14 protein-coding genes are annotated in these 17,529 nt (G+C 63.7%); 3 read left to right on the top strand and 11 right to left on the bottom strand.

Annotation, left to right across the window (positions count from 1 at the left end):
* Window positions 1-82 precede the first annotated feature (82 nt).
* Complete coding sequence (locus ACFPAH_RS21000) at window positions 83-610, top strand: DsbA family protein (RefSeq protein WP_379749245.1); 528 nt, start codon at window positions 83-85, stop codon at window positions 608-610.
* Between the two features lie 168 nt (window positions 611-778).
* On the opposite strand, the gene ACFPAH_RS20995 is transcribed toward ACFPAH_RS21000, so the two are convergent.
* The 7 genes from ACFPAH_RS20995 to ACFPAH_RS20965 form a co-directional block, all read right to left on the bottom strand.
* Entirely contained in the window at window positions 779-3,001 is a 2,223-nt protein-coding gene (locus tag ACFPAH_RS20995; RefSeq protein WP_379749243.1) for a sodium-translocating pyrophosphatase, read from the bottom strand.
* A gap of 295 nt (window positions 3,002-3,296) precedes the next feature.
* Window positions 3,297-3,953, bottom strand: coding sequence for an adenylate kinase (adk, locus tag ACFPAH_RS20990; RefSeq protein WP_379749241.1), 657 nt, complete (start codon window positions 3,951-3,953; stop codon window positions 3,297-3,299).
* A 280-nt stretch (window positions 3,954-4,233) separates the two neighbouring features.
* Entirely contained in the window at window positions 4,234-4,986 is a 753-nt protein-coding gene (kdsB, locus tag ACFPAH_RS20985; protein ID WP_379749238.1) for a 3-deoxy-manno-octulosonate cytidylyltransferase, read from the bottom strand.
* 24 nt (window positions 4,987-5,010) lie between these two features.
* Window positions 5,011-5,181 (bottom strand): Trm112 family protein, encoded by a 171-nt coding sequence (locus ACFPAH_RS20980; protein WP_379749236.1) that lies wholly within the window; start codon window positions 5,179-5,181, stop codon window positions 5,011-5,013.
* Window positions 5,162-6,196: a tetraacyldisaccharide 4'-kinase gene (gene lpxK, locus ACFPAH_RS20975; protein WP_379749234.1), complete on the bottom strand. Its 1,035-nt coding sequence runs from the start codon at window positions 6,194-6,196 to the stop codon at window positions 5,162-5,164. The genes ACFPAH_RS20980 and lpxK overlap by 20 nt, the downstream gene beginning before the upstream one ends.
* An 80-nt stretch (window positions 6,197-6,276) precedes the next feature.
* Window positions 6,277-6,717 carry an ExbD/TolR family protein gene (locus ACFPAH_RS20970; protein WP_379749568.1) on the bottom strand — a complete coding sequence of 147 codons (441 nt, stop codon included), beginning with the start codon at window positions 6,715-6,717 and terminating at the stop codon, window positions 6,277-6,279.
* Complete coding sequence (locus ACFPAH_RS20965) at window positions 6,717-7,325, bottom strand: MotA/TolQ/ExbB proton channel family protein (RefSeq protein ID WP_379749232.1); 609 nt, start codon at window positions 7,323-7,325, stop codon at window positions 6,717-6,719. Before ACFPAH_RS20965 ends, ACFPAH_RS20970 begins: the two co-directional genes overlap by 1 nt.
* Before the next feature lie 1,356 nt (window positions 7,326-8,681).
* Between ACFPAH_RS20965 and xseA the strand changes: the two genes are divergently transcribed.
* On the top strand, window positions 8,682-10,049 hold the full coding sequence (gene xseA, locus ACFPAH_RS20960; protein WP_379749230.1) for an exodeoxyribonuclease VII large subunit: 1,368 nt from the start codon (window positions 8,682-8,684) through the stop codon (window positions 10,047-10,049).
* A gap of 130 nt (window positions 10,050-10,179) precedes the next feature.
* Entirely contained in the window at window positions 10,180-10,758 is a 579-nt protein-coding gene (gene sodB, locus ACFPAH_RS20955; RefSeq protein ID WP_379749227.1) for a superoxide dismutase [Fe], read from the top strand.
* Window positions 10,759-11,015: 257 nt separating this feature from the next.
* On the opposite strand, the gene ACFPAH_RS20950 is transcribed toward sodB, so the two are convergent.
* The 4 genes from ACFPAH_RS20950 to czcI all read right to left on the bottom strand — a co-directional run bounded on the left by ACFPAH_RS20950 (window position 11,016) and on the right by czcI (window position 17,153).
* The gene (locus ACFPAH_RS20950) at window positions 11,016-14,159 is read right to left on the bottom strand and encodes an efflux RND transporter permease subunit (RefSeq protein WP_379749224.1); all 3,144 of its coding nucleotides are present in this window, start codon (window positions 14,157-14,159) and stop codon (window positions 11,016-11,018) included.
* A gap of 15 nt (window positions 14,160-14,174) precedes the next feature.
* Window positions 14,175-15,419, bottom strand: a complete 1,245-nt coding sequence (locus ACFPAH_RS20945; RefSeq protein ID WP_379749222.1) for an efflux RND transporter periplasmic adaptor subunit — start codon at window positions 15,417-15,419, stop codon at window positions 14,175-14,177.
* Window positions 15,416-16,702, bottom strand: coding sequence for a TolC family protein (locus ACFPAH_RS20940; protein WP_379749219.1), 1,287 nt, complete (start codon window positions 16,700-16,702; stop codon window positions 15,416-15,418). The genes ACFPAH_RS20945 and ACFPAH_RS20940 overlap by 4 nt, the downstream gene beginning before the upstream one ends.
* A 91-nt stretch (window positions 16,703-16,793) precedes the next feature.
* A complete protein-coding gene (gene czcI, locus ACFPAH_RS20935; protein WP_379749217.1) occupies window positions 16,794-17,153 on the bottom strand; it encodes a cation efflux protein, CzcI family in 360 nt (119 codons plus the stop codon).
* Window positions 17,154-17,529 lie beyond the last annotated feature (376 nt).

Here is a 17,529-nt window from a genome sequence, read left to right as displayed (position 1 = left end):
GCTCTCCAGTAGCGTGGTGTCGACGCTTCCAGTGTAGGCGGCCGCCCCGCATCTTCAAGCGAACCAGACGAGCGGAGGAAAGATGGAAGAACGGGTAAGGATCACAGAGAACGACCATATACGCGGCAACAGGGACGCGGAGCTGGTCCTGGTCGAATATGCGGACTTCGCATGTCCCTACTGCGCGCGCGCCCACAAGGCGCTGACCGATTTGCAGCGCCAGCACGGCGAACGCCTGACCCTGGTGTACCGCCATCTGCCGCTGACGGACCTGCATCCGTTTGCCCAGCCGGCTGCCGAAGCAGCCGAGGCCGCTGGCGCGCAAGGCAAGTTCTGGGAGATGCACGACGCCCTGTTCGAGAACCAGGGCATGCTCGACGAAGACGCATTGCCGGCGCTCGCCGCCAATCTGCGGCTCGATGCAGAGCGCTTTCGCAGCGAGTTCGAGGGCGGCCGGCACCGCCCACGGGTGCAGGCCGACATGCAGGAAGCGCATGGCGCCGGCGCGCGCGGTACGCCGACCTTCTTCATCAACGGAGAGCGCTACCACGGGGATTCCGATCATGCGTCGCTGTCGGCGGCGATCGGCAAGGCCCTGGACGGCGCCTGAGCTGCCGGCTGGGTGCGTGCCGATTGAGTGGCGGCCGTACCGCGTGCGCACGAGTGCGCACCCTACCCGTTGGTATGCGCCGCCGCCCGCACCGCCTGCGCCGGCCGCGCCCACACAAGGGGATATGCCGCTGGCAAGTTCATGCGAACACCAGCGGCACATTGCTCGTCAAGGACGCGCGGCGTGCGGCTCGGCGGCCGCGGTGCGCACGGGCGGCACGATGGTGGTCGTCGCGGCCGCGCCCGGCGCCGCCACCGAAGCCGCCGCCGGCTGCGTGACCGCATGCGCCGGCCGCCTGAGCTGGGCGATCTGCGGCTCCGACATCGCGATCCAGCCGGCCGCCGGCAACAGCGGCACCAGCAGCAGCGCCACGATGTTGATGATCTTGATGAGCGGGTTGACGGCCGGGCCGGCCGTGTCCTTGTAGGGGTCGCCGACCGTGTCGCCGGTGACGGCCGCCTTGTGCGTGTCGGAACCCTTGCCGCCGAAATGGCCGTCCTCGATGTATTTCTTGGCGTTGTCCCAGGCGCCGCCGCCGGTGGTCATGGAGATCGCGACGAACAGGCCGGTGATGATGGTGCCCATCAGCAGTCCGCCCAGTGCCGCCGGTCCCAGCAGCATGCCGACCGCGATCGGCACCACCACCGGCAACAGCGAGGGCAGCACCATTTCGCGGATCGCCGAGGCGGTCAGCATGTCGACCGCCTTGTGGTACTCGGGCTTGCCGGTGCCGGCCATGATGCCGGGGATGTCGCGGAACTGGCGCCGCACCTCGACCACGACGGCGCCTGCCGCGCGCCCCACCGCTTCCATCGCCATCGCCCCGAACAGGTAGGGGATCAGGCCGCCGATGAACAGGCCGACGATCACCATCGGGTTCGACAGCTCGAACACGATCGACTTGCCGACCGAGTCGAGCGCATGGGTGTAGTCGGCGAACAGCACCAGCGCCGCCAGGCCGGCCGAGCCGATCGCATAGCCCTTGGTCACGGCCTTGGTGGTGTTGCCGACCGCGTCGAGCGGGTCGGTAATCGCGCGCACCGCATCCGGCATGCCGGCCATTTCCGCAATGCCGCCGGCGTTGTCGGTGATCGGCCCGTAGGCATCGAGGGCGACCACGATGCCGGCCATCGACAGCATCGAGGTGGCGGCGATCGCGATGCCGTACAGGTGGCCGAGCTGGAAGGCGACCAGGATCGCGATGCAGACGGCCAGCACCGGGTAGGCGGTGGACTTCATCGACACGCCCAGGCCGGCGATGATGTTGGTGCCGTGGCCGGTGGTCGACGCCTCGGCGATGTGCCGCACCGGCTTGAACTCGGTGCCGGTGTAGTACTCGGTGATATACACCATCAGCCCGGTCAAGACGATGCCGACGACCGCGCAGCCGAGCATGGCGCCGCGCATGGCCGGGTCTTGCCAGACCAGCCAGGTGACCGCGACAAAGCCCAGCAGCGACAGGCCGGCGGCCCACCACAGGCCCGTGTACAGGGCCGACATGATCTTGCGCCCGGGACGCGCGCGCACCATGCTGCAGCCGACGATCGAGCCGATGATCGACACCGCGCCCAGCAGCAGCGGATAGAGCATCGCCTCGCCGACGCCGTCGGTCACCACCAGCGCGCCGAGCAGCATGGTGGCGATCAGGGTGACGACATAGGTTTCGAACAGGTCGGCCGCCATGCCGGCGCAGTCGCCGACGTTGTCGCCCACGTTGTCGGCAATGACGGCCGGGTTGCGCGGATCGTCCTCCGGGATGCCGGCTTCGACCTTGCCCACCAGGTCGGCGCCGACGTCGGCCCCCTTGGTGAAGATGCCGCCGCCCAGGCGCGCGAAGATCGAGATGAGCGAGGCACCGAAGGCCAGCCCGATGAGCGGCTGGATGACGTCATGGCGCATGGCGGCACTGCCGGCAGCGGCGGCGGCGCCGACGCTCACGTTACTGGTGAGGTACCAGTAGAACGCCGTCACGCCCAGCAGGCCCAGGCCGACCACCAGCATGCCCGTGATCGCCCCGCCCTTGAAGGCGACCCCGAGCGCTTCGTTCATGCCCGTCGCGGCCGCTTGCGCGGTACGCACGTTGGCCCTGACGGATACGTTCATGCCGATGAAGCCGCAGGCGCCCGAGAGCACCGCGCCGGCGAAAAAGCCGAGCGCGGTCATGGCGCCGAGCAGCGCGTAGATGGCGACGAGCAGCACGAGGCCGACGATGCCGATGGTGCGGTACTGGCGCCCGAGATAGGCCGAGGCGCCCTCCTGGATCGCCTGCGCGATGCCCTGCATGCGCGTATTGCCCGCGTCCTGACGCAGGATCCAGGCGCGGGCCCAGAGCCCGTAGATGACCGCGATGACGCCGCACGCCACGGCAAACGTGAGATAGTTTGCTGCCATTTCGTCCCCTTAGATTTTGATCAAGTATTCACAACCACACATTGAAAGATGCTTTGCCTCTTCGGCGAAGCAGTCTGCCTCACTGCGTACTGCATAACTTTGATACAAACCATTCGTGCGACTAGGGCGCCCAACAAAGCGTCCATGGCGGCGTTGCATTCGTCTCGCCGTACTGGCGTACTGTCTTCGACGTATGTCGCCGCGCCCTCAGGGCCTTGCCCTGAACATCTTGTTGGGCGCCCCCGGAAAGATCCGGGGACGAAAAAAAAGCGGACATTGCTGTCCGCTCCTGGTCTTACTCGGAGAGCGCGGCAAAAGCCGCGTCACGTACCTGTTCGACCGGTCCCACGCCCGTGATCTTGCGATACTTCGGGGCGCCGGGCAGGCCCGACTGGGCCCAGTTGTTGTAGTAGCCAAGCAGCACTTCGGTCTGGTTATGGTAGACCGCCAGGCGCTTCTTGACCGTCTCTTCCTTGTCGTCGTCGCGCTGGACGAGCGGCTCGCCGGTGACGTCGTCGATGTCGGCGACCTTCGGCGGGTTGAACTTGGTGTGGTACACGCGGCCCGAGGCCGGGTGCGAGCGGCGGCCGCTCATGCGCTCGACGATCATCTCGTCGGGCACGTCGATTTCGAGCACGTAGTCGACGTTGATGCCGTTGTCCTTCATGGCGTCGGCCTGCGCAATGGTACGCGGGAAGCCGTCGAACAGGTAGCCGTTGGCACAGTCCGCTTCTTGCAGGCGGTCCTTCACCAGGCCGATCATGATGTCGTCCGACACCAGGCCGCCGGCGTCCATGACTTTTTTAGCCGCCAGGCCCAGCTCGGTGCCGGCCTTGATCGCCGCGCGCAGCATGTCGCCGGTGGAGATCTGGGGAATATTATATTTTTCCTTGATGAAGTTAGCCTGGGTGCCTTTGCCGGCGCCAGGCGCTCCTAACAGAATGAGACGCATGAAAATTCCTAAGACGGATGTTGAAAATGTTTGTGGGGCAGCTCGAAAAACCTGTTGCGCCTTGCACGCGGCCGGGGGCGCCGGGCCGGTGACGCTGGCCGGTGCACGCTACGGTTTTTCGAGATGTCCTACGGTGTTGGCAAAGATGGTCGATTGATGCATATCTGATCACCTTGGTACGAAACTTACCACAAAAGTAATCGTCAACGCCAATCCCCGCAGGCCCAAAATCAGTTTCTTGATCTAGCGCAGACGGTCCGACAATCAATTGCCACACAGATCAAGACGCGTAATGCAATTGCACCCGAGCGAGGTCCGCGGGCGTGTCGACACCGGCCGGCGGCGCGCTGGCCGTGATATGGACCGCGATCGGATAGCCATGCCACAGGACGCGCAATTGTTCGAGCGCCTCGACCTGTTCCAGCGGTGCCGGTTCCAGGCCCGGATAGGCTTGGAGGAAGGCGTTGCGGTAGGCGTACAGGCCGATATGGCGTAGCGGCGCATAGCCGGGCGGCAGCGCGGCGGTCGAGGCGGCAAAGGCGTCGCGGTGCCATGGGATCGTCGCGCGCGAGAAGTACAGCGCCCTGCCCGCCTTGTCGAGCACGACCTTGACCACGTTCGGATTGAAGACCTCGTCCACCGCATCGAGCGGGTGGGCGCAGGTGGCCATCGGCACGTCGGGACCGATGCGGGCTGCGCAGGCGGCCAGCAGGGCCGGATCGATCAGGGGTTCGTCGCCCTGCAGGTTGACCACCACCTCGTCGTCGGCCAGGCCCAGCGCGCGCGCCACCTCGGCAATGCGGTCGGTGCCGGACGGATGGTCGGTGCGCGTCATGCAGGCCTCGACGCCGTGCGCCGCGCAGGCGTGCATGATGTCGGGGTGGTCGGTGGCGACGACGATGCGCGCGGCGCCCGATTCACGGGCGCGCTCGGCGACGCGCACCACCATGGGCTTGCCGCCGAGGTCGGCCAGCGGCTTGTTCGGCAGGCGGGTCGAGGCGAGCCGGGCCGGGATGATGACGGTGAATTTCATAGCGATGCGCTCGTCCTGCGGCGCTTACACCGGTTCGATCTTGCGCGCCTGGTCGGCCCACATGATCGGGATGCCGTCGCGGATCGGGAATGCCAGGCGGTCCGGGCGGCAAGTCAGTTCCTGCGCCTTCTTATCGTATTCGAGCGGTCCCTTGCACAACGGGCAGACCAGGATATCAAGCAGGCGAGCGTCCACGACATTTCTCCACAATTTGTTCCGCCAGGGCGGCATCGATGCGCGCCGTGACGGGGACGACCCACAAGCGCGGATCGTCCTTCAGGTTTTCAAGTTGCCCACATTTTACTGCATCCTTCTCGGTGATCAGGATGACATCGGCGTCGACATTCGCGAAAGGGTTGTCGCGGAAATCGTAGTGGTCCGGCAAAGGCAGTTCGGCAAAGCCCAGGCCGGCCCCGCGCAGCAGGGCAAAAAACCGGCCCGGATTGCCGATCCCGGCCGCGGCCAGCACCCGGCGCCCGGCAAACGCCGCGAGCGGCCGGCGCTCGTGCGGGGCCGCCAGGCGTTCTGCCGTGTCGCCGACCAGCTGCATCCGGAACGGCGCGCCGCCGACGGCGCGCGCCAGTTCCGGCGTCAGTTCGGGCGCATTCACCACCGTCAGGTCGCGCCGGCGCGAGGGCGGCTCGCGCAAGGGGCCGGCCGGCAGCAGCCAGCCGTTGCCGACACCGCGGCCGTCGAACAGCACGACCTCGATGTCGCGCGCCAGCGCGTAGTGCTGCAGGCCGTCGTCGGTCAGGATCACGTCCACCTCCGGGTGGCTGGCGAGCAGCGCCCTGCCCGCCTCGACGCGCTTTCTCCCGACCACGACCGGCACGCCGGCCCGGCGCGCGATCAGGAGCGGCTCGTCGCCCACGTCCCGGGTGTCGGAATCGGGGCGGACCGCGCGCGGGGCTTCGCCCTCGCCGCCGTGGCCGCGCGAAATCACGCCGGGACGAAAACCGGCCGCGCGCAGCGCCTGCGCCAGCCAGATCGTCAGCGGCGTCTTGCCGGTGCCGCCAATAAAAATATTCCCGACGACGATAACCGGGACCGGCAGCCGCCCCGCTTTCAGCACGCCTGCCCGGTACAGGCCGGCTCGCAGGGCGGCGAGCGCCCGGAACAGTTGCGACAGCGGCCACAGCGCGCAGGCAAGCGGGCCGCGATGCAGCCAGGCCCGGGTCAGTTTCGCTTCAAGGGAATTGTTCTTGGACATGAAGGGGAAGAGAATGGAAAAGAAACAGCCAGGCAGGCGTGCGGCGCCGGCCTGGCTGCTGTCCCGGGTGCTGCAATGACTTACTTTTTCCCGCCGGTCTGGGCAGCGAAGGTCAGCTTGTCGTAGCCGGCAATGCGCGCCGCCTCCAATACGTTGATCACCATCTGGTGCATCGCAAACTGGTCGGCATTGACGATGACGACCGGGTCCGCCACCGCTTGGCCGTTCGGGCCGCGGCTGGCGGCCGCCTTCAGGTCGCTGGCCAGGCCGGCCACGCTGGAAAAGGCAACCGGCGTGTTGTTCACCGTGTAGTTGCCCTTGGCGTCGATCGTGACGTTGATCTCGAACGGCTTGTTCGCCACCTGCCCGGCGTCGGCCGTCGGCAAGGTGATCTGCAGCTCGGTGAACTTGCTGTAGGTTGTCGACACCATCAGGAAGATGAGCACGACCAGCAGCACGTCGATGAAGGGGATCAGGTTGATCTCCGGATCCTCGCGCTTCTGGCCGCGGCGGAAATCCATCATTTGCGCGCCCCGTGCACGACGTCGACGAATTTCACGGCCTGCAGTTCCATGTCGACGATGAAGCTGTCGACCAGCGCGCGGAAGTGGCGGTAGGCGACCAGCGCCGGCATGGCGACGGCCAGGCCGAAGCCGGTGTTATACAGCGCGATCGAGATGCCGTGCGCGAGCTGGGCCGGGTTGGCGCCGCCGGTGGCGTTTTGCGATCCGAAAATCTCGATCATGCCGACCACGGTGCCGAACAGGCCCATCAGCGGAGCGAGCGAGGCAATGGTGCCGAGGGTGGTCAGGAAGCGTTCCAGCCCATGGGCGACGCCGCGGCCGGCTTCCTCGATCGACTCCTTCATGACGTCGCGCGGGGCGTCGACGTTGCGCAAGGCCGCGGCCAGCACGGTGCCGAGCGGCGAGTTCTGCTCGAGGGTGTGGACAATGTCGGGGGTGACTTTATTGTTGCGGTGAACCTGGATGACTTCGCCGAGCAATTGCTTCGGCAAGATTTTTTCACGGCGCAGGTAAATCAGGCGTTCGATGATCAAGGCCAGGGCGACGATGGAAGCGATCAGCAACGGCCAGATGGGCCAGCCTGCGGCTTGAATGATGGCGAGCAAGTGAACTCCTGACATTTAGAAACGAATTCGGCAATGTAGCAAGTTGGCAGCAATGCGGCAAGTACAGTTCTGCACAAGTTCTGTGGATAAAATTGTGCGCAAGGACGCTTGCTCGTCCAGAGCATGTTGATTCTTAAAGGAATTTTTCCTCTGCGCAAGAAACTGGCACGCGGAGCAAGTTTGGCCGGATCGACTGCACGCGGTGCAAGATACTGGCGACGCAACGGCGGCGCAGTTGTAAACATTTTCTGTGGATAAAATTGTGCGCAATGGTCCCGGCGGAGACTTAAGCCGTTGATTTACCTCAACAATATCGGCACGATGAAAAAAAGGGCGCGGCCGGACGGCCTTATGCGAGACGCCCGCCTCCCCAGGTTTCCCACATAAATTGTGGACAAAATTGTGCGCAAGCACCCTCGACCTCACCTAAGTGACTGTTTTTAAAGAGCAATGTTATTCTGTCCTAAAATTGAGCAGCGTCAATATAAAGCGATCTGATCCAGTCTTGAGGGTCGGCTGTTGACAAAGACGCGCTCAAGGTTCGCGTGTGCATGCTATGCACACGATCTGTGGAAAAGAATGTGTGCAAGGGTGCCCGACACTTGTTAAATGCATGATTTTAAACAGTTTAATTGTTCCGCCCGCTTTTTAGGCAGGCGCAGCCTTTTCCACAGCATGGTCCCCAAGTCGCCTGGCCAGCGGGGCCGGCATCACCTTGCCCCACCGTTTCGCCGCTCGCCCACCTCCGCGCCAAGCCGAATACATTCGGTGGACAAGGCGCAGGGTGCAAGCCCCCTTTCCCAGCCGTATCCGGGTGCCGGCCGTCCTCCGTTTGCCGCCCCTGTGTGTTTCCCCACATTTTCTGTGGACAAAATTGTGAGGAAGCGTGTTGAGCTATCGCAAGCGCCTTGATTTCAAAGGGAAAATACTGGCTGCACAAATTTGTCGCATGCGGGTCCAGGACAGAGAAAAGCCCCCTCAAACGTCGAAAAACATGATCAATCTGACCATTTTTTGAAAAGCCGGCGCAGCATGTGCAGACTCTGCACACAAATTGTGGAGAACAATGTGCGCAAGGCTATTCCTTAAACGCTAAGCCACTGATTTTAAACGAGATAATTGTCGTGCACGCTTTTTCATCAGCACGGCATTCAGTACTGTCGAGTTCCCCACATTTTTTGTGGATAACATTGTGTTCAAGTGCCCATACCGTCCCGTAACTTATTGATTTAAAACAATTCGACCTGTCCTGCCAGCAAAAAAGGCGCTTGCCGGCCCAAGACGATTTGTACCGAAAGCGCTTGTCTTGATGGCACGGATATGCCATAAGCTTCCCGCTTACGTTGTGGACACGCCATGCTCAATTTCTCCGAATCCGACTCCGACTCCGCCTACACCCCGCCTCCGGTCCTGACCGTGACCGCACTCAATGGCCAGGTGGCGCGCCTGCTCGAACGCTCCTTTCCACTGGTGTGGATCGGCGGCGAGATCTCGAACTTCACCCGTGCCAGTTCCGGCCACTGGTATTTCACGCTGAAGGATGATGCGGCCCAGGTGCGCGCGGTCATGTTCCGCGGCCGTGCCCAGTACGCCGGCTTCGTCCCGCGCGAAGGCGACAAGGTCGAGGTGCGCGCCCTGGTCACCCTGTATGGCGCGCGCGGCGACTACCAGATCAATGTCGAGACGATCCGCCGCGCCGGCGTCGGGGCGCTCTACGAAGCCTTCCTGCGGCTCAAGGAAAAGCTGACCCGCCAGGGCTTGTTCGACGCCGACCGCAAGCGTCCCCTGCCCCTGTTCACGCGCAGCATCGGCATCGTCACCAGCCCGCAGGCAGCGGCGCTGCGCGACGTGCTGACCGCCCTGCGGCGCCGCGCGCCGCACGTGCGCATCGTGCTGTATCCGGCGCCCGTCCAGGGCCAGTTCGCGGCCGACAAGATCGCCGACGCCATCATGACGGCGTCGAGCCGGGCCGAAGTCGACGTGCTGCTGGTATGCCGCGGCGGCGGCTCGATCGAAGACCTGTGGAGCTTCAACGAGGAATCGGTGGCGCGCGCGATCGCCGCCTGCAGCATGCCCGTGATTGCCGGCGTCGGCCACGAGACCGACGTCACCATTGCCGACTTCGCCGCCGACCTGCGCGCCGCCACGCCGACCGCCGCGGCCGAGCTGGCCGCCACCCCGCGCGAAGACTGGATGGCCTCGCTCGCCGCGGACGCCACCGACCTGCGCCGCGCGATGCGGCGCCAGCTGTCCGAAGCAAGCCAGGGCCTCGACAATCTCAGCCGCCGCCTGCTCAGTCCCACGGCCCAGGTCGCCCACCAGCGCCTCAAGCTGCGCGCCATGGCAGCCGGACTGACCCATGCGGTACGGGTGCCCCAGGGCCGCGCCAGCGTGCTGCTGGCGCAACTCCAGCAGCGCTGGGCGCGCCACCGCCCCGACCTGCGCACCCTGCGCGCCCAGATCCTGTCCGAGCAGCGCCACCTGAACGCCAGCGTCTGCAGCCTGGTCAAGCAGCGCCGCGACGCGCTGGGCGCCCTCGCCTCGCAGCTGGAATTGCTGAACCCGCAGCGCACGCTCGAGCGCGGCTATGCGATCGTCAGCCATGCCGACGGCCACGCGCTGCGTGCTCCCGGCGAGATCAAGGCGCGCCAGACGCTCACCGTGCGCCTGGCCGAGGGCAGCGCCGAGGTGAAGGTATCAAGCGTGCAGGCAAGGCTGGAATGAGCTGGAAGACAAGCTTGCCGGATTGAATAGACAGTCGAATACGCAGCAATCATGCAACGTCCGCCCATCCGGTTTAGAATATGCGCGCCCGGACGAATTCGACCGTTTCCAACCACTCAAGGAATAAGACATGGAACATACTCTGCCACCGCTGCCTTACGCGAAAGACGCACTCCAGCCGCACATCTCCGCTGAGACGCTGGAATACCACTACGGCAAGCACCACGCCACCTATGTAACGAACCTGAACAACCTGATCAAGGGCACCGAGTTCGAAAACATGTCGCTGGAAGAAATCGTCAAGAAGTCTTCGGGCGGCGTCTTCAACAACTCGGCCCAGGTGTGGAACCACACTTTCTTCTGGAACTGCATGAGCCCGAACGGCGGCGGCGCCCCGACCGGCAAGGTCGGCGACGCGATCAACGCCAAGTTCGGTTCCTTCGACAAGTTCAAGGAAGAGTTCACCAAGTCGGCACTGGGCAACTTCGGCTCGGGCTGGACCTGGCTGGTGCAAAAGGCCGACGGCAGCGTCGACATCGTCAACACCTCGAACGCCCACACCCCGCTGGCCTCGGACGACAAGGCCCTCTTGACCTGCGACGTCTGGGAGCACGCCTACTACATCGACTACCGCAACGCCCGCGCCAAGTTCGTCGAAGCGTTCTGGAACCTGGTCAACTGGGAATTCGTGAACAAGAACATGGCGTAAGCCTGGCGGTGTTTCGTCATAATCAAGTTCGGAACAACTTGAGCAAGATCGGAACAGACATCCTGAGCGCCGCCGACTTTGATCTAACAAAGTTCGGAACACGCTTCTAAAACATGGCCCGCCTTGTGCGGGCCATGTTTCTTTGGCGCGTACTTTCTACTCAGCCTTGGACCGATTTGCACCGTTCGCGAAGCGCATCCCCCGATACGCCGCTTGGGAGGCCCTACGATCTCGAAGATCCTCCCGCGCGTCGCAGCTTACGCCGTTTTGGTCTGCTCTGGCTTACGGTGCACCTGGTAGTACATCAAGGGCAGCAGCAACAGAGTAAGGGCAGTCGACGACAGGACGCCGCCGATGACGACGGTTGCCAGCGGCCGCTGGACTTCGGCGCCAGTTCCGGTCGCGATTGCCATCGGCACGAACCCAAGCGATGCAACAAGCGCCGTCATCAGAACCGGACGCAGCCTCGTCACTGCGCCTTCGTTCACAGCGTCGATCAGCGATCGCCCGTCATCCCTCAGGTTGCGGATAAAGGAAATCATCACCAGGCCGTTCAGCACTGCGACACCCGAAAGCGCGATGAAACCGACGGCTGCCGAAATCGACATCGGGATGTCGCGCAGCCAAAGGGCGAAAATGCCGCCGGTCAGTGCGAACGGAATGCCCGTAAAGACCAGCAGGCCATCCTTCACATTGTTGAACATGATGAACAGCAGGGCAAAGACCAGGAGGAGCGAGGCCGGTATGACGACCTGCAAGCGCTTGGCCGCCGTCTGCAGGTTTTCGAACTGCCCGCCCCACGTCGTCCAGTAACCGGTCGGCACCTTGACGTCGGCCTGGATGCGCTGCTGCGCCTGTGCGACGAACGAACCGATATCACGGCCACGCACATTGGCAGTGACGACGACGCGGCGCTTGCCCTGCTCGCGGCTCATCTGGTTGGGGCCAGGCGCCATCTCGAACGACGCGATCTCCCCGAGCGTGATGAAATGCTGCGCACCTTCGGCGGCCGGGGCTGGTAGTGGAACGGGGAGCCGCTTCAAGGCGTCGACATCGCTGCGTATCGCCTCGGGCAGTCGCACCACGATGTCGAAGCGCCGGTCTCCCTCGAACAGCGTGCCTGCTTCACGGCCGGCGGTTGCCGTCGCAATCATGTCCTGGACGTCGGCAATGTTCAGCCCCATCCTCGCGGCCCGCTCGCGGTCGACCCGAATCTGGAGCATCGGCAGGCCAGTGGTCTGCTCGACCGCAACTTCGCTTGCGCCAGGTACTTTTTCGAGGACCTCGCCGATACGGGCCGCCGTCGCGTTGAGGGTATCGAGATCGTCCCCGAACACCTTGACCGCAACGTCGCTGCGCACGCCAGAGATGAGCTCGTTGACCCTGAGCTGGATTGGCTGGCTGAATTCGTAGCTGTTTCCGGGCAAGGTTTCGACCGTTTGCCGGATTGCCGCGAGGAGCTCGTCACGCGTCTTCTTCGGCTTGGGCCATTCGTTCTCCGGTTTGAGCATGATGTAGCCGTCCGCGACGTTCGGCGGCATGGGATCGGACGCGACCTCCGCGGTGCCGATGCGGGCAAATACGCGGACAATTTCCGGAAACTTCTTCATCAGGGTGGTTTCGATCTGCTGCTGCATCGTGACCGACTGCGTCAAGCTCGTCCCCGGCACCCGTACCGTCAGCACGGCAAGATCGCCTTCGTTCAGGTCGGGCACGAATTCCGTTCCCAACCTGGTCGCCAGCAGTGCCGAAAGGGCGAGCACGATGCCGGCGAATGCCAGGGCCACCGGCTTGTTCGCCATGACATAGCGCAGGGCCGGCTCGTAAAAACGCCGCGCCGCGTGCATCAGGCGGCTTTCCTTCTCCTCGACGCGCTTGTTCATGAACAGGGCAACGGCTGCCGGAACGAAGGTAACCGACAGGATCATCGCGCCCAACAGGGCAACGACCACCGTGAACGCCATCGGATGGAACATCTTCCCTTCCACTCCTGTGAGGACAAAGATCGGAAGATAGACAATCATGATGATCAATTGGCCAAACAGCAGCGGCCGCCGGGCTTCCTGCGCAGCCAGGAATACCTCCTCGAAACGCTCTTGCATGGTCAGGGTTCGGCCGTGACGCGACTGCGCGTGGGCGAGGCGCCGGACGCAGTTCTCGACGATGACGACCGCGCCGTCGACGATGATGCCGAAGTCGAGCGCACCCAGGCTGAGCAGGTTCGCGCTGACGTTGTTGCCCACCATGCCGGAGAAGGTGAACAGCATCGCGAGCGGAATGACCATCGCGGTCAGGAGCGCCGCGCGTATATTCCCAAGGAACAGGAAGAGCACCGCGATCACCAGCACGGCACCTTCGAGCAGGTTCTTCTTGACCGTGTTGATGGCCTTCTCGACCAGTACGGTACGGTCGTACACCGTAACGGCCTTGACCCCGGGCGGCAGCGTGCGATTGATCTCGGCCATCTTCTTGTCGACCGCGGTCGATACCGCCCGGCTGTTCTCGCCGATCAGCATGAACACGGTCCCCAGCACGACCTCCTGCCCGTTCTCGGTGGCGGCACCGGTGCGCAGCTCGCGGCCGATCGACAGCTCTGCCACGTTGCGCACCCGCACCGGAGCGCCCTGCCTGCTCGACACGACGATGTTCCCGAGGTCCGCAATCGATTCCACCTGGCCAGGTGCGCGGATCAGGTATTGTTCCCCTGCCCGCTCGATATATCCGGCGCCGACGTTGCTGTTGTTGCGCTCCAGCGCAGTGACGACGTCCGCAAGGCTCAAGCCGTAGGACGACAGCAGGTGGGGATTGGGCGCGACCAGGAACTCCTTGTTGAAACCGCCGATGGAGTTGATCTCGGTGACGCCGGGCACGTTGCGCAGCTGCGGCTTGATGATCCAGTCCTGCACCTCGCGCAGGTCGGTTGGCGTATAGGGCGAACCATCCGCCTTCTTCGCTCCTGGAACGGTCTCGACAGTCCAGAGGTAGATTTCACTCAGCCCCGTGGCGATCGGCCCCATCTCGGGAGTGACGCCGGCCGGCAGTTCCTCGCGTGCGTCCTGCAGCCGCTGGCTGACCAGCTGGCGGGCGAAATGGACGTCGGTGCCGTCCTTGAAGACGACGGTCACTTGCGACAGGCCGTAGCGCGACAGCGAGCGGAACGACTCGAGTTGCGGCAAGCCCGACATCAGGGACTCGATCGGGAACGAGATGCGCTGCTCCGTCTCGAGCGGCGAAAACCCGGGCGCGGCCGTATTGATCTGCACCTGGACATTGGTGACGTCCGGTACCGCATCGATGGGTAGCCGCTGGTAGTTGTAGACGCCCGCCACCGCCATGACCAGGACGAGGAACATGACGATCCAGCGGTGCTCGATGGAAGCACGAATAATTCTATTAAACATGATCGTGATCCCCGTTTAATGCCCATGCTCGGCGTCGCCCTTGGCTTGCTCGGCCTTGATGGCGAAGCTGCCGGCGCCGGCGTAGTGCTCGCCCGCCTTCATCCCTTTGATAATCTCGACCAGGCGCCCGTCCGAGCGGCCAATCGAGACGGGCTGGGCTACGAAACCCTCGCCCACGCGCTTGAACACGACCTGGCGTCCCTCGACCGTCTGGATCGCCTCCCTGGCGACGGCGACCGGCACCTCCGCTGAACCGGTGACGATATCCACATTGACGAAGAGCCCCGGCCGCCACGCGGTCTTCGGATTGTCCAGGACGACCCGGGCCTTGGCCGAACGCGACTCTTCGCCAATCAGGCTGCTGACGAAACTGACCTTGCCTGGTGCCGTCGTGTCGGAGGCGACCGAGCGGATGACCGCTTCGGTGCCGACACGAACGATTTCCAGATCCTTGGCCGGCACGACCACGTCAGCCCACACGGTCGACAGGTCCGACACGGTGAAGATGCGCGTGTCGGCGCCGACGACTTCGCCCTGGGCCACATGCTTTTCCACGATCGTTCCGCCAAACGGTGCACGCACTTGCAGGCGGTTGCTTGCCCCCGAGCTGCCGCCCTGGCCCCCGAGTGCCGCCAGTTTCTGCCGTGCGCCCTGCACGGCGATTTCGGCTTCTCGCAGATCGCTTTCCGCCTTGAGATAGTCCTGGCGGGCGGAGATCTTCTCCTCCCAAAGCGATTTTTCCGACGCGTACACGCTGCGCGCGTAGGCGACGCGTTTCTCGGCCGCAGCCAGGTCCGCACGCTGGCCGGCGATCTCGGCACTGGCGATGACGACGAGGACATCGCCTTTCCTGACGTTCTGGCCCAGCGTTGCGGCAACCCGCTCCACCGCGCCCGGCGCACGTGCAGTAACGTGGGCGGTGCGATCCTCGTTGAGGGCGATCTGGCCCGGCATCCGGATGAACGTGTCGAGATGTGCCGCGGCCGCCGTTTGCATCGTGATGCCGGCGAGCTTGACCTGGTCGCCGGTGAAACGGATCACGCCTTCGGCTTCGTGCTTTTCGCCGGCATGCTTGTCGCCATTGTCCGACTCGCCGGCTCCTTTTGCTTGCTTGTGATCGTCCTTTTCGCCATGCTCGGCGGCTTCGCTGTGTTCAGCCTCTTGCGCGCCGCCACTGCGGCCCTTGAATACGACGTACCCACCAAACGCGATGGCCAGGGCCACCATGATCGCGATGACCTTCAACTGATGCATTTTCATTGTTGCTCCTGTGCCTGGATGGTTCCGGTAAACGGGCCTGTCGCGCCGACGAGTCGATCGATCTCGGCCGATGCCCGGTAGCTCTCCGCCACCGCCAACAGATATTGGTTTTTCGATTGGAACAGGGTGCGCTGCGCGTCAAGCACCTCGAGGAAGCTGAATTTGCCAAGCTCGAACCCACGGCTGGCTGCCTGGTAGGTACTCTCGGCTCCGGGAAGCATGTCCGTTGCGATCAAGGCTGCTTCCTCGAGGGCCGCGGCCATACGGGCATGGGCGTCATACAGCTCGGCACGCAGGCGCAACGATTCGGCGTCCAGCTCGTCGCGTGCCTTATCGGTGCGGCGTAAAGATTCAAGCAGGCTGCCCTGGTGACGGTTGAACAATGGCAGCGGAACCGACAATCCCACCACGGTCTGCCTGTGGCCATCCTCACGCTTGGTACCTACCGCGACCGTTACATCCGGCATGCGTCTTGTACGCTCGACGTCGACCACGGCCTGGCGATGCTCGACCAGTGCGCGTGCACGCTCTACGCCGGGCGCACGCTCGATCTGCGCGAGCAGCGTCGGCAACGCTGCGAGGCGCGGCAGCTCGATCGCATCCGGGCGCGCAACTTCGATGCTGTGCGGGTCTGCACCTACCATTGCCGCCAGCTTGCCCTTGGCGCGCGCAAGCTCGCGCTTGGCCTGCACTGCCTCGATACGCACGCTTGCCTGTGCCACCCTGGCCCGGGTCTCCTCGACCGGAGACACCTTCCCCGCGAGAACCCGTTTGCCGGCCACGTCGGTCGCTTTCGCGGCGATCGACGCGATCTCGCCGGCCAAGCGGCTGCGTTCCATTGCTGCGATCACCTCGTAGAAGGCCGCGATCGTTTCGCCGCGTACGCGCGCGCGTACGGCGCTGACCTCCAAGGCCGCAACGCGTTGCTCACGCTCGGCCGCACGAATGCGTGACGAGCGTTTGCCGCCAAGTTCGAGTGGAATATTCACCTGGACCGTCGAAGTACGGTTCGGCTCGTCAAGTCCCTCACGCAACAGTTCAAGTTCTGGATTGGGAAGGATCCCTGCCTGCTTTACTGCACCTGTCTGTGCGGCAACTTCGTTGAGTGCGGCGCTGATCTCCGGATGCACCCGCATCGCACGCTCCACGGCCGCGTCGACCGTCAGCGGGATTGTCGCGGTTTGACTTGGTTCAACCGGAGCGGCAGCCTCCGGCTGGGCTTGCGCAAGGAACGGCACGCAGACCGTCCCTGCTATCGCAAGCGATAGAATTGCTTTCTTCATTTTTTTCTCCGAACAAGGTTTTCATTCGGCGTCGCAGCACCCGTACCGCCCGGTCAGGTCGGGCGTTCGGGATGCGAGCGAATCCGCGGTTTCAGGCGCGGAATGACCAGTCGGGCCGGGGAATCAGGTCGGAGATATGCGAGGAATAGTGAGGAGAGTCAGTCTGAATATGCGTGCTCAAGCCAGGCTGCGCCAACGCGGGGGAGGCGGGGGCAATCGCATTCGATGGGACGTGATGGCAATAGTCGCAGTCGATATCGAGCTGGATCTTCTTTGTCTCGTGCTTGCCGTCGTCCTTGGTACCATCCCCAGTCGGTTCGTCGTGCTTGTGTTGGTGGTGACCGAAGTGTGTGGCAGCCGCTTCCTCATGCGCGCAATACGCTCCCGCGATCGCCCAAGAGAACTGGATCGGCAGTAACACGAGCAGCAAGATAAGGAAGTAGCGTTTCATCAGGTTTTTGACGCAGCAAGCGCAGGCCGTTGAACACAACCAGCAGGCTCGCGCCCATATCGGCAAACACAGCCATTCATAGTGTAGCCGAACCGGTGAAATCTCGGCGCATCGGGTTCATGGTTGAACTGCCGGGATGAGGTGGGCGTGCCGTTTTACCTGCGGCGAGTTCCGCACGGCTACGGCCGCGTGGAGTCAGGACTGTTCAGCACAGGGACATCCTAAACACTTGGCTAGGGACATAGGTAACACCTTTTATGATCATTGCACTGCTGACTTTGGGAGCGTGCGATGCCTTGGAAGGAGAGTTCGTGATGTTGGCGTTGGCTCCGGGAGCCAATGTACGGGCGCTGTGCCGTGCATTCGGCGTAAGTCC

Source organism: Massilia sp. GCM10023247, assembly GCF_042653325.1.
Classification (GTDB): Bacteria; Pseudomonadota; Gammaproteobacteria; order Burkholderiales; family Burkholderiaceae_D; genus Telluria.
Note: the sequence above shows the minus strand (reverse complement) of the source record. Positions and strands in the feature narration are given on the sequence as shown.

Excerpts from the sequence above, each read along its gene's own strand:
- ACFPAH_RS21000 (WP_379749245.1), top strand. The coding sequence starts at position 83 with ATGGAAGAACGGGTAAGGATCACAGAGAACGACCATATACGCGGCAAC.
- ACFPAH_RS20995 (WP_379749243.1), bottom strand. The coding sequence starts at position 3,001 with ATGGCAGCAAACTATCTCACGTTTGCCGTGGCGTGCGGCGTCATCGCG.
- adk (WP_379749241.1), bottom strand. The coding sequence starts at position 3,953 with ATGCGTCTCATTCTGTTAGGAGCGCCTGGCGCCGGCAAAGGCACCCAG.
- kdsB (WP_379749238.1), bottom strand. The coding sequence starts at position 4,986 with ATGAAATTCACCGTCATCATCCCGGCCCGGCTCGCCTCGACCCGCCTG.
- lpxK (WP_379749234.1), bottom strand. The coding sequence starts at position 6,196 with ATGTCCAAGAACAATTCCCTTGAAGCGAAACTGACCCGGGCCTGGCTG.
- ACFPAH_RS20970 (WP_379749568.1), bottom strand. The coding sequence starts at position 6,717 with ATGGATTTCCGCCGCGGCCAGAAGCGCGAGGATCCGGAGATCAACCTG.
- xseA (WP_379749230.1), top strand. The coding sequence starts at position 8,682 with ATGCTCAATTTCTCCGAATCCGACTCCGACTCCGCCTACACCCCGCCT.
- sodB (WP_379749227.1), top strand. The coding sequence starts at position 10,180 with ATGGAACATACTCTGCCACCGCTGCCTTACGCGAAAGACGCACTCCAG.
- ACFPAH_RS20950 (WP_379749224.1), bottom strand. The coding sequence starts at position 14,159 with ATGTTTAATAGAATTATTCGTGCTTCCATCGAGCACCGCTGGATCGTC.
- ACFPAH_RS20945 (WP_379749222.1), bottom strand. The coding sequence starts at position 15,419 with ATGAAAATGCATCAGTTGAAGGTCATCGCGATCATGGTGGCCCTGGCC.
- ACFPAH_RS20940 (WP_379749219.1), bottom strand. The coding sequence starts at position 16,702 with ATGAAGAAAGCAATTCTATCGCTTGCGATAGCAGGGACGGTCTGCGTG.
- czcI (WP_379749217.1), bottom strand. The coding sequence starts at position 17,153 with ATGAAACGCTACTTCCTTATCTTGCTGCTCGTGTTACTGCCGATCCAG.